Here is a 16,034-nt window from a genome sequence, read left to right as displayed (position 1 = left end):
GAAATCGTACACGGATGATGTGGCTTCGTTCAACCGTCTTACGTACAGATCCGCATCGCATCACTGCACGATGCGGATTTTGCACGACGGATTGAACGCGCCAGTCAGCGCTGACCGAACGAAATGTCACCAAACAGTGCCTTTTGCTCACGCGGTTGCGAGCGCCAGTACTGCGGCGGAGCATCGACGGACGCGCCGAGTTTCGCTGCCGCATGCCACGGCCAGCGCGGATCGTAGAGCATGGCGCGCGCCATCGCGATGAGATCGGCGTCACCTTCTTCGATCAGGCTGTTGGCGTGATCGGGATCGGTGATCAGGCCGACGGCCATCGTCGTCATGCCCGTTGCTTCCTTCACCGCTTTCGCGAACGGCACCTGATAACCGGGCTCGAGCGGGATCTTCTGCAACGGCGATACACCACCCGTCGATACATCGACCCAATCGCAGCCACGCTTCTTCAGCTCTTGCGCGAAGGCGATGGTGTCTTCGATGGTGATGCCGCCCTCGACCCAGTCGACAGCCGACACGCGCACGCCAACGGGTTTGTCGGCAGGAAATGCCGCGCGCACGATGTCGAAGATTTCCAGCGGAAAACGCATGCGGTTTTCACGCGAACCGCCGTATTCGTCGCTGCGCTGATTGGCGAGCGGCGACAGGAACTGATGCAGCAGATAGCCGTGCGCGGCATGCACTTCGACTGCGTCGATGCCAAGACGTGCCGCGCGGCGCGCCGAAGCGGCGAACGCTTCACGGATACGGTTCAGGCCCGCGTTATCGAGCGCGAGCGGCGGTTCTTCGCCGGCCTTGTGCGGCAGCGCAGACGGCGCGTGCGGCAGCCAGCCACCTTCGGCGACGGGAATCAGCTGGCCGCCTTCCCACGGTACGTGGCTCGATGCCTTGCGCCCAGCATGCGACAACTGCATCGCAACGTGTACCTTCGAGTGCTTGCGGATCGCCGCGAGCGCGGGCTTCAGCGCTTCTTCCGTCACGTCGTCCCACAGGCCGAGGTCGCCGGGTGTGATGCGGCCATCGGGTTCGACAGCCGTTGCCTCGATGCACAACATGCCCGCGCCGGATAGCGCGAGAGAACCGAGGTGAATCATGTGCCATGCCGTGGCTTCGCCGCGCTCGGCGGAGTATTGACACATCGGTGACACGACGATGCGATTGGGCAGCGTCACGCTACGCAGCGTGAGCGGTGTAAAGAGTGCGCTCATGGTGGTGGGATAACCCATCGAAACTCAAGAGCGGTCGAGGATAGCATCCGGTCCGATTTGCTGCAGACGGGCTCGCGCATGCTTGCCACCGAACGGCGCGATCTTGCCCGTCAGCACGGCATCGACAATAAAACCCTCTGGTCCACAGCAGTCACGCTATGCGTTCAGGGCTGCGCGGCCAGTTGATCGAGCCACTCGCCGAACATGTTCGTCGCGGACATTTCCAGCTTCGGGCCATGCTTTGCTGTGTCGGCGCGCAGCGCGCGCACGTCGATACCATGGCTCGCGATTTCGCCGGCATTGCCGATCAGCCAGGGTTCGAAACGATCCGTGCGGATCTCAGGATGACATTGCAGTGCGAGCACATGCTTGCCCCACGCAAACGCCTGGTTCTGACAGGCGGGTGTGGACGCGAGATGCACGGCCCCTTGCGGAAGATCGAAGGTATCGCCGTGCCAATGCAGCATCGACGTATGCGCTGCGTCCAGATGACGCAGCGGCGACTGCTTGCCGGCGTCAGTGAGCGTGAGCGGTGTCCAGCCGATTTCAGTCTGCCCGGACGGATACACGCGTGAGCCGAGCACCCGCGCGATCAGTTGTGCGCCGAGACAGATGCCAAGCGTGGGCAATCCGGCCGCAATGCGCTTTTCGATCATCGCCACGAGCGGCGCGATGGTTGGATAGAGATCGTCGTCGTACGCGCTGATCGGGCCGCCGAGAATCACCATCAGCGACGGCCGGACAGGATCGGGTGCCTCGATGCGCGCCACGCCGACATCCAGATAGCGCACGGGCCGCCCGCGTTCACCGAGTACCCGTTCGAGACTGCCCAGATCCTCGAAGTGCACATGGCGTATGGCCAGAACTTCGTGATGCATCGGCAAATCCCACCATCAGGTTGACTGGGCGCGCATAAAGACGCGCTGGAAGACACGCCGTCTGCGCGCACACGACTGCATGACGAAGACGGCGACACTCACCCGCCCCGCTCGCGTCATATCCGCGAGCGGCGGCCGGCTCCGCAGTTTAGCCGACTCAGGCTTGCTGCGCGAAGATCTTCCAGGTCTTTTTCTGCGTCGCTGCGTCGGCTGTTTCGTGCACCGAGCAATCCAGACGCAGATCGGTGTCCGACATCGACAGATCGAGCAGCACGCAGCGATGCGGCGTCTTCTTCGGGTTCTTGCTCGGCTCGAAATGCGCGCACGTCACGCACATGCGGTGCGGCGGAATGTGGCCTTGCACTTCCAGCTGACGCACCGTCTTCAACAGCGTGCGATAGAAGATCGACTGTTCTTCGTCACGCAGCGTGCCGACCGCCTTGGCCAGAAAATCAGGCCATTGCGCAGCGCGCTTGGCCGCCGTGCGGCCGCGTGCCGTCAAACGCACAGCCAGTGCGCGGCCGTCGTCGAGTGCGCGGCGCTTTTCCACCAGACCCTTGCCTTCCAGCGTGCTCACGGCATCGCTGGTGGTTGCGGCTGTCAGCGCGGTTTCGCGTGCGATCTCACCGAGTCGCATCGGCCCCTTGCGCTGCATCAGCAACACGAGGATTTCACCTTGGGTAGGCGTCAGACCTGCGCCTTCCGCCCATTCCCATGCCTGGCTCCGCATGGCCGTGCTGAGTCGCAGCAGGCTGTGGGTCACCCGCCCGGTTGCCTGCTCTCCGTATACGCCTTCGCTCATAGGCTTTCGTTCGTTGTTGACAGCATGCCGTTGCCCGTCGACATCCGATTTTCCGATGCCGGCGCGCCGACAGTCTGTGGGGGGAAGCTTCGCCGGTCAACCCGGCTCGCCGAATCCTACTATCTCAAAAAATTCCTGCGATGCTGGCCTTATCCTGGCTGCTTACACAGGCATTGCAAACACTCTGTGCCGTGCTGCGATCCCTGTTCGTGAAACACGCTTTCACGTGATTCCCGCAGGCCGCAGCGACGAAAAACGACATTCTATGCGAGAGCGGCAAATCGTACAGCTAAGTTATCCAATGCAATCTGTGGATAACCTCGGGATAAGGCAGGGGACGACATGTGCGCCGATTCTTGATAACTCACGCGACGGCAGCAACCCTGAGTATCGTTCTCCCAGGTTACGGCTCGGGATTCATGTCCGATCCGCCCGGTTATCGTTTACGCAGCCTGTTGAGTTTGCAGGAAATTATTCGGTTGTCCACAGGCAAACGCAATGCTTGTTAACTACTACTACGTTTGTATACGTAAACTTTGAGAAAAGCTTGAGGATCCCTCATCGGATTTCGAAAAAAATAAAAAAACCCGCAAAAAGCGGGTTTCTTCACGGTTAGCTCATTCTCGAGGCAGGTGCCCGAGCGAGCAAAACGTCTCGTGTGGCGTTGATTCAGTCAGGCACGCCACTGCAGACACTGCTGCCGTACGGCTTCGTGCAGCGATTTTTCCTGTTCGACCACATTGCGCAGCCACGTCGCGTCGTTCACCTGCCCGCGCGCAATCGTGCCGATTTCTTCGAGCGCCTTGCCCGAACCCAGCGCGTCCGCATGCGGCGCGATCTGTTCCAGCGTGTGAATGATGTCTTCGGAAATCGTGCGGCGCTCGCCTGTCTGCGGATCGATGCAGGTGCCTGCAAGACCGAAGCGGCAGGCCTCGAAGCGGTTGAACGTATAGACGAGATAGTCGTCTTCCTTCGGCATCAAAGGCTTGTCGAGCAGCAGATGGCGCGCGAGCGTCTGGATGTAGCACGCAATCGCCGCGGCGCGATCGACGGAAAGCGGCGTGTCCATCACCCGGACTTCGATGGTGCCGAAGCCCGGCTTCGGCCGGATGTCCCAGTAGAAGTCCTTCATGCTGTTCACGACACCCGTGTGAACCATCTTCGAAAAATACTCTTCGAAGCTGTCCCACGTCAGCACGAACGGCGCACGGCCGGACAGCGGGAACGCGAACACGGAATTCAGGCGTGCCGAGTGAAAACCGGTATCGACGCCCTGCACGAACGGCGACGAGGCCGACAACGCGATGAAGTGCGGAATGTAGCGCGACATCGAATGCAGCAGGAACAGCGCGCTATCGGCATCCGGACAGCCGATATGCACGTGCTGGCCAAACACGGTGAACTGCTTGGCCAGGTAGCCGTAGAGTTCCGAAAGGTATTGAAAGCGTGGGGTGTCGACGATCTGCCGCTCGCTCCATTGCTGGAACGCGTGCGTGCCGCCGCCGCACAGGCCGACGTTCAGGTGATCGGCCGCATCGACCAGTACGTCGCGGATCGTGCGCAGATCGGCAACCGCCTGTTCGTGCGTCGTGCAGATGCCCGTCGACAGTTCGATCATGCTCTCGGTGATTTCCGGCGTGATGTTGCCGGGGATCTTTTCGTCCTTGATGAGCCGGAGCAGGTCTGTCCCTGCTTTGGTCAGATCATAGTCATGGGTGTTGACGATCTGCATCTCGAGTTCGACACCGAAGGTGAACGGTTTCGAATCGACGAAGGCTTCGAGTGACATGGCGTTTCCTGATTCATGTCGGCACGGGCGCCCGTGACGGGCGGCGCCGGCCAGATTAACTGTCGAATGCTGCAGCTAACGCTGAAGCTGCATGGAAAAACGTTGCGTCGGCAAATTGTGTCCGCTTGCTGTGCCCAATGGCCTCGCCCGGATTCACTCGCGGCGTTCGCCCACCAGCGCGAGCGAGCGATAGACCAGCCACGGCCCGACCAGCTGCAGCACGACGATCGAGCACATGATCACCGCGCGCAACATCGGGTCGGAATTCGGATAAAGCTCGTACGTGTCGTCGACGAGCAGATACGCAAGCGCGGACATCGGCGACAGCGACAAACCGAGCGCCATGCCCTGCTTCATATTCAACCCGCTTGGCTTCGCAAACGCCAGCACGCCGATCAGCTTGGCGACCAGCCGCGCAACGATCAGGCCAATCGCGGCGACGCCGCCCATCGCGACATCGCGCCATTCGAAGGTGGTCAACGTGAGCACGAACAGGATCACCGTGAGTAGCCAGCCCGCCGTACCGAAATGCTCCGGCCACAATTGCGGACGCGCCTCCAGATTCTTCACGATGATGCCGGCAGCGAGCAGGCTGAGAATGGTCGACAGCTTGAAGATGTGCGCAATCGCAATCGCGAGCAGCACGAGACCGAACAGCGCGACGAACGAATGCTCATCCTGCAGGTTCACGCGCTTGTAAAAGAACGTGATGGTGCGGGCGAGCAGATACGCGAGAATCAGCGAGCCAACCAGCAGATAGAGCGGCTGGACGATGGTCGCGAGCAGGTTGCCGTAGGCTTCCTGATGCAGCCAGCCCGACGCGAGCTTTTCGATCACCACCGCGTACATGCTGTTGAGCGCCGTCAAGGTCATCAGACGCTGCGTGACCTGTCCTTCTGCGCGCAACTCGGTTTTCAGCTGGATCACCATCGCCGGCGACGTCGCCATGGCGATAGCGGCAAGCACGAGCGCCGTCACCGTCGAAACCTTCAGGAACAGCAATACCAGCAGCACCAGCACGAAGGTGAGCGTCGATTCCGCGAGGCTCGACACGATGAGCCACGTATTGCGGCGAATCCAGCGCAGATCCAGCCGGCTCCCAAGCTCGAACAGCAGCAGGCCGAGCGCGACATCGAGGAGCGGCCGCGCAGCACTGGCGGATTCCGCATCGATCACGCCCGATCCTGCCGCGCCTGCGATCAGTCCGATCACCGCATAGCCGGTAATGCGCGGCAGATGCCACGCGCGATAGCACAGCTCGCCAACGAGACCTGCGGCGAGCAGCGCAAGGCCTGCCCAGAAGATCGCATCGGGCGTGAGCGGCCAGGCTGGAAAAAATGAAAACGCCGACTTCATCGTGGTGGCTTCTCCTTTGCAGCAACGGCGGGCAACGCGAACGGACAGACGCCATCGGCACGCAAGGCGCGCGCCGCGTCCGTTGCCGCGATCGGTTCGCGTCGGCCGGCGTTGCGGTTGTCAACGATCGGGTGAAAAACTGAAACGACCACGCCGATGCTGCGACTACGGGCAGCCCGACGTGTGTGAAAAGAGCGCCGTCGACTTTTGAATCAGATTCTGTGGGTCCGGCAACCGTTCCATTGGCGCGTCGGTTGCGGGGGCAAAACACGACGCGGAAGAACGGCGATTGTGCCATAGCTTTTTTACACTTGACGGAAAAGCGTCGAACAAGCGCTCAAAGCGGTAAAACGTACGCTAACTTAATGACATCAGGAAAAAGCGACCGGCAAACCCGCAGACTTTCGAGAAAAATGGCCTTACGACAGGTGTTTTTGTAGCGCCTGGACCGTGGCGTTGCGCTTGTTTGAGGGTGCTTGCGTTTGAGTCTTGCCGTGCGCTCGCGTTCCTGTTGTGAACGAGGAACAGCGAAGAAATGCAGCAGGTCGTCACCATGCCGCATGGCTCCTGTTATCAGACGAAAACACGGGACTGCCGCGCTTCGCTCGACCCCGGGCTTTTCATCTATAGGTTTACCGTATGTATACGTAGTAGAAGTTAACAAGCATCGCGCTTTTCTGTGGATAACTACGGTTTACCGAATCGAATCAGCACTTTGCCGAACGCATAACCGGATGCACTTGATGTGCGCGTCCGATGGGCATCGAAGGATAACTTTTGGCCTCGCGTTAACGTCTGTCGAGTTACCCCGTTTACGTCCACATCGATTCCACACGAGTTTCGCCTGCAATTTCCCCGGTTATCCACAGACCGGCGTGGATAACTTTTCCACAGGCTGGTGGTCAGCTGGCTGTTCCCTGGCGTAACGCGCGCAAGAGAAAACGCGCCGGGTCGAGGGCTTCGGCGAGATCGCGCTCGATCGGCCAAGGCTCCCCTTCTATTTGCGACGCGATCAGTTCCGCTCCGAGCGACGCCCACACCAATCCGCGAGATCCGAAGGCAAACGCGCCGTATACGCCATGCGTGCGTGGAAGATCGAGTGGCCATGCGCCGCCCAATCTGCCGGCATCGCGGATTGCGGCGGCTTCGTCCGCGAATGCGCCGATCATCGGCAGACGGTCGCTCGTGACGCAGCGAAACGCGACGCGTCCTGTCAGCGATGCAGGTATCTGTCTGTCGAGTGTTTCGCGCATGTCGGGCAGCATCTGCGCGAGCCGCTCGATGTTTTCGACGTGACCGTCTTCGCGGATATGAGCATCAGGATCATCGATGTCATAAGTGGCGCCCGTCAGCGTGATGCCATCGGGCAGCGGCACTGCGTACCCTTCACCGATTACGGGGACGAGCGGCGCGTATTCAGGACCGTCGCGCAGCAGTGTCAGTTGACCGCGCACGCTGCGGGTCGGCGCGTAGCGCAACCCGGCGATGCGCGCCGCTTCATGCGCATTGGCGAAGATCACGACAGGCGCGCTGGCAATCGCAACGCCTTGTGCGTCGAACACAATCCACTGATTTTCAAGGCGTTCGATCTTCGTGGCTTCGACATTGAAGCGGCGTTGGAGCAGACCGCCTGCCGCTTCGCACTGCGCCGCACATAGCGATGCAGGATCGATCCAGCCGCCATGCGGAAAGAACCAGCCGCCGCGCGCAACGCGCAGGTTTGCGATGTGTTCGGCTTCGTCGCGCGTGACAGGTGTCACGTAGTCCTGCGGATAAGCGAATGCAGCGAAAGACTTTGCCATCGCCGTGGCTTCGTGTTCGTCGGCGGCAATCTGCAGCAGTCCTTCCGCGCCGCGCAACGGACGATATCCGCGCCGCTCGAGCGCGGACCACTGCTGTAATGCATAAAGAAAGCCAGCGCGCGTGATGCGCGAGCCGACGCTATCGTCGCGGGACATCATCGGGTGAAACACGCCGGCTGGGTTTCCCGATGCATCGCGCGCCACACCGGCATGCCGTTCAAGCGACGTGACACGCCAGCCGCGTGCAGTCAGACGCTCGATTGCCGCGCATCCCGCCAGTCCCGTGCCGATCACAATGGCATGCCGTTCATCGACAGCGAGTGGAAGCGGCGGTTCATGACGCCGCACGCGATAGCGCGGCGCAAAGCGGCCGACCAGCATTGCGCGCTTCCATCCAAAGCCATCGATTTTTCTGTACTCGAAGCCTGCTTGCTGCAAGCCGCGTTTCACATCCCCGGCACTCGTGTATGTCGCGAAAGTCGCGCCATCACCAGCGATGCGTGCGAGTGCCTTGAAGATGGCAGGCGTCCACAGTTCGGGGTTTTTCGACGGCGTGAAGCCGTCCAGATAGAACGCGTCGGCGCGTAGCCAGAGCGAGTGCAGTGTTTGTGCTGCGTCGCCGAATACGAGCGTGAGTGTCACGCGCCCTGCCTCGAACTCCAGCCGATGCGTGCCCGGCACGAGTGTTGGCCATGCGTCGGCGAGTTGTTGGGCGAGCGGCGCGATCGATGTGTCCGCAACGGCCGACGCGCTCGCGACGATCAGATCGTCGCGTGAGAACGGATGTTTTTCCGTCGATACGAAGTGCAGCCGCTCGCAACGATCCGGATCCGCGCGCCATGCTGCCCAGGTCATGAGGAAGTTGATACCCATGCCGAAACCCGTCTCCAGCACGGTGAATACGCGCCGCTTCTGCCAGCGCGAAGGCAGCTCGTTACCCTTCAGAAAGACATATTCCGCCTGTGCGAGTGCGCCGACTGCACTGTGATAGATGTCCTCATGACGCGGCGAATAAGGCGTGCCGTTATCGCGGAACGCAAGGATGGCGGGAACGAGCGGGTCGGTCATGCGCGATGAAATGCTGTGCAAGGAAGAGAGCCGGACGGCGGCGACCATACGCTGACTGAGGCAACGACCAGGCAACCGATGGCAGCGAATTCACACCCGCTTCGCCCTGCCGACACCCGCTGCAGCCCGTCCAGACGGCCTCTGCAGCCTGTCCTGGCGGTCCTGAACGTTGGCAAAAACCAACGTTGACGGGGCTTTGCGCGACTCGGATAGCATCTATTCGATGCCCTGCATGACAAAAATGCTGTTTTCCATGCTGTATCAGGCGTTGCAGCGTGTAATTCTTCGAAACCCTTATCCAGATTGGGTTTGCGCTGCGCTATGATAGCAAGCGCCGCGAGGGAAGCGGCAGCACGGTGCATTGCGCGGTGCCTGGCGCGCCGCGGGAGTCGGGGGTATTCCCGAGCCGTCGCTGCTCGACGGCGCGGCGCGCGCACGTATAATCGGCGCGTTCGCGCTGTTCGTGTCAACCTAAACCAGAAAGGAACCTTAATGAACAAACAGGAACTGATCGACGCCGTCGCAGGTCAGACGGGCGCCAGCAAGGCTCAAACCGGCGAAACGCTGGACACGCTGCTTGAAGTTATCAAGAAGGCTGTGGCGAAGGGTGATGCAGTCCAGTTGATCGGCTTCGGCAGCTTCGGTTCGGGCAAGCGCGCAGCACGTACGGGCCGCAACCCGAAGACGGGCGAAACCATCAAGATTCCGGCCGCAAAGACCGTCAAGTTCACGGCTGGCAAGGCGTTCAAGGACGCAGTCAACAAGCGCTAAGCATCAGCGCTGAGTTGTTGACACCCGCCATAGGCGGGTTTTTTTTCGTCTGCGTTTTCTGTGGCGAGTGTCAGTCCGTATGTCACTCGCCTCATGCAGCCATCATGTTCAATGATGGTGATGATGATGTCCGTCATCGTCGTGATGATGATGATGGCCGTGATCGTGGTCATGATCGTGATTATGGTCATCGTCTTCGAGATCCCATGCAGGAAACGGATCGGCCAGTTCGAGCCAGCCTTGCGCACCCGATGCATATTCATCGTCGGTCAGAAGACATGCATTGAACTTCGCGCGCCAATGCGCGGGATCGAGACCGATACCGATCAGCACCAGCTCCTGCCGGCGATCACCGATCGTGAAGTCGTCGGCATCGCCGTACCAGTCCGCAGCGATCTCTTCCAGCAGTTCTTCATCGCCTTCGGGCCATTCGCTGCGATCCTGCGCGGCCCACCATGTGCCTGCGGGCGCTGGCCGGCATGCGCCTCCCGCCTGCGACAACGAACCGCCGATCTCGTTGCGCGTCGCCAGCCAGAAGAAGCCCTTGCCGCGCAACACGCCCTTCCACTCTTCGTGCAGCAGCGCCCATAGACGCTCGGGATGAAACGGCCGCCGCGCGCGATACACCACATGGCCGACGCCTTGCCCGCTGCCCGCATGCTCATGGCTCGAAGCGTCGTGCAGCAGCGCAAGCCAGCCAGCCGCGTTCGACGTCAGGTCGTAATCGAAACGCGCCGTGCCGACCACTTCCTCGACGGGCGCGTTGCCGTAACTGCTGACGATTTGCGCCGCGCGCGGATTGAGCGCCGCGAGCACCGTCTGCAGATGAACAAGATCGTCGGCGGAAACAAGATCAGCCTTGTTGATGACGAACACATCGCAGAACTCGACCTGCTCGATCAGCACTTCGACGACGTTGCGATCGTCGTCTTCATAGGCTGCGATGTCGCGCTCGGACAAGGAATCCGTCGATGCGAAATCGCGCAGGAAGCCTGCCGCATCGATGACGGTGAGCGCGGTATCGACGCGTACCAGCGTCGCAAGCGATTCGTCTTCGAGGATCGATTCGGCGATGTTAATCGGTTCGTCGGTGGCGGCTGCCTCGACGACGATGGCATCGAAGCGGCCAGCCGATGCCAGTTCGGCGATCTGTTCGAGCAGATCGTCATCTGCCTGCACGCACAGACAGCCATTCGGCAAATCGATCTGCGCAGCCGTTGAAGATGCGGGCGCCGCATTATCGACATCGAGCCGCACAGCACTGAGATCGGTGACGATCACAGCGATACGCGGGCTTAGCCGGTTCGACAGAATCTGATCGACGAGCGTGGTCTTGCCAGCGCCCACAAAACCGGAGATCACGGTGACGGGCAAAAGCGGCTGGTTCATCGCGGTTCAGAAAACTTGAAGGTGAAAAACGCATGTGCCGGGCGGACGTTCGAATAAACGCGTGCGCGAACCGGCAGCAGCACGAAGCCGCATTGTGCATCAACTGGAGCAAGGAGACGCCGCTCAGTGGCGCGGCAGTGATGTGGATTCAACGACTGCGTTGCCCAACTATCGGGCAAAACCAGGCAATTACCGCGCAGGCATCAGATTCCACTTGCGGAGAATGGCAACGATCTGACGCGCATATTCGTCGCGCAGCGTCGGCGTTTCCGAGTGATAGGCACCAACGGCCGCCCATGTGTTGCCGTACTTATTCATCTTCTGGCGCAGATGCCACGCGGCGATGTACACGTTCTTGCACGGTTCCATCAGCGTGCCTTGCGAGATGCCGTATTGCGCCAGCACGGGCAGATGCACGGAGTTGATCTGCATGACGCCGTAATCGGTCGAACCGTTGGCGTTCTTGTGCACGGCGGTGGGACGGTTATGCGATTCCTGCCAGGCAATGGCGCGCAGGATAAGGGGATTGACCTTCTGATAATTAGCCGCCTCGTCGAAGCAGTCGGCGCGTGCGGACCCGGCGCTCAGCAGCGCGGCAAGTCCAGCGGCGACAGTGACGGCAATCGGATTCATCGGTCAAGATGACGAACTATGTTCGATTCCTAAGCAATGGAACGGTAAAGAAGACCCGGAACCCAAATTCGGGTGGGCCTGCACTCGGGAAAACCCGCTATTTTGACAATACGCGGAAGCTCGATCCGCCCGTATGATACCGGCAGGACATGACGCCTCAAAGTTGGCCAACCGACATAAGCCAGTAACTTGCGGCCAAAGACGTCAATCAATGCGTGCGAGCTCAGGGCGCAGAACTTTCAAGAACTTAACAGAATACGCAATTCGACGAGCGTCGGACAGCAATCGTTAGAGGAAACGCACGGGACCGCGCTGTTTTGTGACATTTCCGACATGAAAAGCTGTTACTGTTCGTTGTTTTCGGTTACAGGGAGGAAAGGCATTCTTGGCACTGGCTGCCATGGAGCGCCTGTCAGACCGAGGACGGCTGGGTGTCGGCCGGTCGTCCACTGTGCATGACCGTCGGCGGATCACAACGTCGGCTTCGAAATCACATCCATGAGAAGAAATCGTATGGCATTGCGTCGCGTCGCGACGGCGCTGCTGGTCGCTGGCATGATCACAACGCAGATCGCCCACGCCCAGGTGACGCTCAATTTCGTCAACGCCGACATCGATCAGGTGGCGCGAGCCATTGGCGCGGCGACGGGTAAAACGATCATCGTCGATCCGCGTGTGAAAGGGCAATTGAACCTCGTCTCCGAGAACCCCGTTCCGGAAGATCAGGCGCTCAAGACACTGCAGTCCGCGCTGAGAATGCAGGGCTTTTCACTTGTTCAGGATCATGGTGTCCTGAAGGTGGTGCCCGAAGCCGATGCGAAGCTGCAAGGCGTGCCGACCTATGTCGGCAACGCACCGGCGGCGCGCGGCGATCAGGTGGTCACGCAGGTCTTCCAGCTGAGGAACGAATCGGCCAACAACCTGTTGCCTGTGCTGCGTCCGCTGATTTCGCCGAACAATACAGTGGCGGCCTATCCGGGTAACAACACCATCGTCGTGACCGATTACGCGGATAACGTGCGCCGTATCGCGCAGATCATCGCGGGTATCGACACGGCGGCGGGCCAGCAGGTGCAGGTCGTGCCGCTGAAGAACGCGAACGCCATCGACGTCGCGCAACAGATGTCGAAGATGCTGGACCCCGGCACGATCGGCAATACCGACGCGACGCTCAAGGTTTCCGTGCAGGCCGATCCGCGCACCAATTCGCTGCTGCTGCGTGCGTCGAATGCCGGACGTCTGGCGGCTGCAAGAAACCTCGCGAAGCAACTCGATGCTGCAACCGGCCAACCCGGCAACATGCACGTCGTGGCACTGCGCAACGCCGACGCCGTGCGTCTCGCGAAGACGCTGCGCGGCATGCTCGGCAAGGGCGGCGGCGGCAATGACTCGGGGTCGTCGGGCGGCAGCAATGCTGCTAACTCGTTCAACCAGAACAACTCGCCGACATCGACAGGTTCTTCGGGCAGCCCGCCGCTGCCTTCGGGTTCGTTGGGCGGATCGTCGTCCTCGTCGTTAGGCAGCAATCCGCTTGGCGGCGGAACAGGCGGCGGTTACGGCGGCCAGGGCAACAACGGCTCGGACTTCCTGGGCGAGAAAGAAGGCGGCAACAACGACGACAATCAGCCGGGCGGCATGATCCAGGCCGATGCAGCGACGAACTCGCTGATCATCACCGCGTCCGATCCCGTCTATCGCAACCTGCGCACGGTGATCGATCAACTCGACATACGCCGTCCGCAGGTCTATATCGAAGCGCTGATCGTCGAGTTGACCGCGAACACAAACGCGAACCTCGGTATTCAGTGGCAGATCGGCAATGGCAACGTGCTGGCGGGCACCAACCTGACAGCCGGAAGCGCCGGCAACAGCATCATCAATCTGACGGCGGCGGCCGCCACGGGCGGTACGGCAGGTGCGCTGGCCGGCCTTTCGCAAGGCTTGAATCTCGGCTACGTGAGCAATGTGTTCGGCGTGCGCGGACTTGGCGCATTGCTGCAGGCACTGTCGCAGTCCAACGACGCCAACGTGTTGTCTACGCCTAACCTCATCACGCTGGACAACCAGGAAGCGAAGATCGTCGTCGGCACGAACGTGCCGATCCAGACGGGCTCGTATTCGAATCTCACGAGCAGCACGACGAGCTCGGCATTCAACACGTTCGATCGCATCGACGTCGGTCTGACGCTGCATATCAAGCCGCAGATCACCGACGGCGGCATCCTGAAGCTGCAGTTGTACACGGAAGATTCAGCGATCGTGCCGGGTACGACCAACGTGACGAGCAATCCTGCCGGCCCCGAGTTCACCAAGCGCTCGATCCAGTCGACGGTGCTGGCCGACAACGGCGAGATCATCGTGCTGGGCGGCCTGATGCAGGACAACTATCAGACCAGCAACAGCAAGGTGCCGCTGCTCGGCGACATCCCGTGGATCGGCCAGTTGTTCCGCTCGGAAAGCAAGATTCGCTCAAAGACCAATCTGCTGGTGTTCCTTCGCCCCGTGATCATCAATGACCGTGAGACGGCGCAAGCGGTGACGGCGAACCGCTACGACTATATTCAGGGCGTGACGGGTGCGTACAAGTCCGATAACAACCTGATCAAGGACAAGGACGACCCGGTCGTGCCGCCGATGCCGGCCGGCCCGAGCCAGGGCGGATCGGCGTTGAACCTGTTCGATCTCGACAACATGCGGCGTCAACAGATTATGGGTGTGCCGCAGCAGCCACAGGTGCAGCCTCAGCCGCAAGTTCAACCGCAGACGGTGGTTCCCGCGCAACCCGGCACGGGCACCACGGGAGTCCAGCCGTGAGCACGCCCCACGCGCCCGGCAGTGCGCCGCTCGATGCAGCGGCGACGGGCGTTGCGCATCGCGAGCCGCCCTCCGCGCTCGCCGCACGGCTCGTGCCGTATGGCTTTGCGAAGAGCGGCCAGATCCTCGTCGCGCATCAGCATGCCGATTCCGTCGAAGTCTGGATCAGCGATCGCACGACGCAGGCTGCCCTCGCGGAAGTCGCGCGCAATTTCGGCGCGGTATCGGTGGTTCGGCTCGATGCGACTGAGCTTTCGAACGCGATCAACCAGGCGTATTCGCGCCAGGACGGCAGCGCGGCGCAAGTGGTCGGCGAAGTGGAAGGCGAAGTCGATCTGTCGCGTCTGATGCAGGACATTCCCGAAGTGGAAGACCTGCTGGAATCGGAAGACGACGCGCCGATCATCCGTATGATCAACGCGCTGCTTACGCAAGCGGCGCGCGAACAGGCATCGGATATTCATATCGAGCCGTTCGAGAATGCATCGGTGGTGCGTTTCCGTGTCGATGGCACGCTGCGCGATGTCGTGCGGCCGAAGAAAGCGCTGCACGGCGCGCTGATCTCGCGGATCAAGATCATGGCGCAGCTCGATATTGCCGAGAAGCGTTTGCCGCAGGACGGCCGCATTACGCTGCGTGTCGGCGGAAGACCCGTCGACGTGCGCGTCTCGACCTTGCCGACAGGTCACGGCGAACGTGCCGTGTTGCGTCTGCTCGAAAAGGATGCACAGCGCCTGAATCTCGAAGCGCTCGGCATGGCATCCGACACGCTCGGCCAGTTCGACAAACTGATCTCGCGTCCGCACGGCATCGTGCTCGTCACGGGCCCAACGGGTTCGGGCAAGACGACCACGCTGTATGCGTCGATGTCGCGGCTCGAAACGGCCACGACGAACATCATGACCGTCGAAGACCCGATCGAATACGATCTGTCGGGCATCGGGCAGACGCAGGTCAACGAGCGGATCGGCATGACCTTCGCCCGCGCGCTGCGCTCCATTCTGCGGCAGGATCCCGACATCATCATGATCGGTGAAATCCGCGATCTGGAAACGGCGCAGATTGCCGTGCAGGCGTCGCTGACGGGCCACCTCGTGCTCGCCACGCTGCACACCAACGACGCCGCTTCCGCCGTGACGCGTCTGACGGATATGGGCGTCGAACCGTATCTGCTGGCGTCATCGCTGCTCGGCGTGCTGGCGCAGCGCCTCGTGCGCCGTCTGTGTCCCGTTTGCAAGGAAGAGCGCGAAGAGGAAGGCGGCCGCAAGGTGTGGCATCCCGTCGGTTGCGACAAGTGCGGGCATTCGGGCTATGCGGGACGACGCGGCGTGTATGAACTGCTCAATGTCGACGAACCGATTCGCGCGCTGATCCACCGCAACGCCGCCGATGCTGAAATCGCCGAAGCCGGCCGTCAGCAAGGCATGCGCACCTTGCGCGAGGACGGCGACCGCTGGCTCGCGTCTGGCATGACGTCGCTGGAAGAAGTGATACGCGTGACGGGCGGGGTCTGAC

11 protein-coding genes are annotated in these 16,034 nt (G+C 61.1%); 3 read left to right on the top strand and 8 right to left on the bottom strand.

Features of this window, described 5'->3' with window-relative positions; genetic code table 11:
* Positions 1 to 104 precede the first annotated feature (104 nt).
* The 6 genes from DK391_RS04175 to mnmC all read right to left on the bottom strand — a co-directional run bounded on the left by DK391_RS04175 (position 105) and on the right by mnmC (position 8,912).
* Complete coding sequence (locus DK391_RS04175; protein ID WP_109476799.1) at positions 105 to 1,217, bottom strand: NADH:flavin oxidoreductase/NADH oxidase; 1,113 nt, start codon at positions 1,215 to 1,217, stop codon at positions 105 to 107.
* Positions 1,218 to 1,381: 164 nt separating this feature from the next.
* A complete protein-coding gene (locus DK391_RS04170) occupies positions 1,382 to 2,095 on the bottom strand; it encodes a glutamine amidotransferase (RefSeq protein ID WP_109476728.1) in 714 nt (237 codons plus the stop codon).
* A gap of 157 nt (positions 2,096 to 2,252) precedes the next feature.
* Complete coding sequence (locus DK391_RS04165) at positions 2,253 to 2,897, bottom strand: MarR family winged helix-turn-helix transcriptional regulator (RefSeq protein WP_109476727.1); 645 nt, start codon at positions 2,895 to 2,897, stop codon at positions 2,253 to 2,255.
* Between the two features lie 673 nt (positions 2,898 to 3,570).
* Positions 3,571 to 4,686, bottom strand: a complete 1,116-nt coding sequence (locus DK391_RS04160) for a YbdK family carboxylate-amine ligase (protein ID WP_109476726.1) — start codon at positions 4,684 to 4,686, stop codon at positions 3,571 to 3,573.
* Between the two features lie 153 nt (positions 4,687 to 4,839).
* Positions 4,840 to 6,042 (bottom strand): cation:proton antiporter, encoded by a 1,203-nt coding sequence (locus tag DK391_RS04155; protein WP_109476725.1) that lies wholly within the window; start codon positions 6,040 to 6,042, stop codon positions 4,840 to 4,842.
* 902 nt (positions 6,043 to 6,944) lie between these two features.
* Complete coding sequence (gene mnmC / locus DK391_RS04150) at positions 6,945 to 8,912, bottom strand: bifunctional tRNA (5-methylaminomethyl-2-thiouridine)(34)-methyltransferase MnmD/FAD-dependent 5-carboxymethylaminomethyl-2-thiouridine(34) oxidoreductase MnmC (RefSeq protein ID WP_109476724.1); 1,968 nt, start codon at positions 8,910 to 8,912, stop codon at positions 6,945 to 6,947.
* A 492-nt stretch (positions 8,913 to 9,404) separates the two neighbouring features.
* Between mnmC and DK391_RS04145 the strand changes: the two genes are divergently transcribed.
* Positions 9,405 to 9,683, top strand: a complete 279-nt coding sequence (locus tag DK391_RS04145) for an HU family DNA-binding protein (RefSeq protein ID WP_007581741.1) — start codon at positions 9,405 to 9,407, stop codon at positions 9,681 to 9,683.
* A gap of 108 nt (positions 9,684 to 9,791) precedes the next feature.
* On the opposite strand, the gene DK391_RS04140 is transcribed toward DK391_RS04145, so the two are convergent.
* Together DK391_RS04140 and DK391_RS04135 are read right to left on the bottom strand one after the other, a co-directional pair.
* Positions 9,792 to 11,072 carry a GTP-binding protein gene (locus DK391_RS04140; RefSeq protein ID WP_109476723.1) on the bottom strand — a complete coding sequence of 427 codons (1,281 nt, stop codon included), beginning with the start codon at positions 11,070 to 11,072 and terminating at the stop codon, positions 9,792 to 9,794.
* A 189-nt stretch (positions 11,073 to 11,261) separates the two neighbouring features.
* Positions 11,262 to 11,705 (bottom strand): lytic transglycosylase domain-containing protein, encoded by a 444-nt coding sequence (locus tag DK391_RS04135; protein WP_109476722.1) that lies wholly within the window; start codon positions 11,703 to 11,705, stop codon positions 11,262 to 11,264.
* Positions 11,706 to 12,218: 513 nt separating this feature from the next.
* Here DK391_RS04135 and gspD point away from each other — a divergent pair.
* Positions 12,219 to 14,519, top strand: coding sequence for a type II secretion system secretin GspD (gspD, locus tag DK391_RS04130; protein WP_109476721.1), 2,301 nt, complete (start codon positions 12,219 to 12,221; stop codon positions 14,517 to 14,519).
* Complete coding sequence (gspE, locus tag DK391_RS04125) at positions 14,516 to 16,033, top strand: type II secretion system ATPase GspE (RefSeq protein ID WP_109476720.1); 1,518 nt, start codon at positions 14,516 to 14,518, stop codon at positions 16,031 to 16,033. The genes gspD and gspE overlap by 4 nt, the downstream gene beginning before the upstream one ends.
* Position 16,034: the final 1 nt, after the last annotated feature.

The organism is Paraburkholderia sp. C35 (genome assembly GCF_003121405.1).
Lineage (GTDB): Bacteria > Pseudomonadota > Gammaproteobacteria > Burkholderiales > Burkholderiaceae > Paraburkholderia.
The sequence above is the reverse complement of the archived record's forward strand: the minus strand, read 5'-3'. Positions and strand labels throughout refer to the sequence as shown.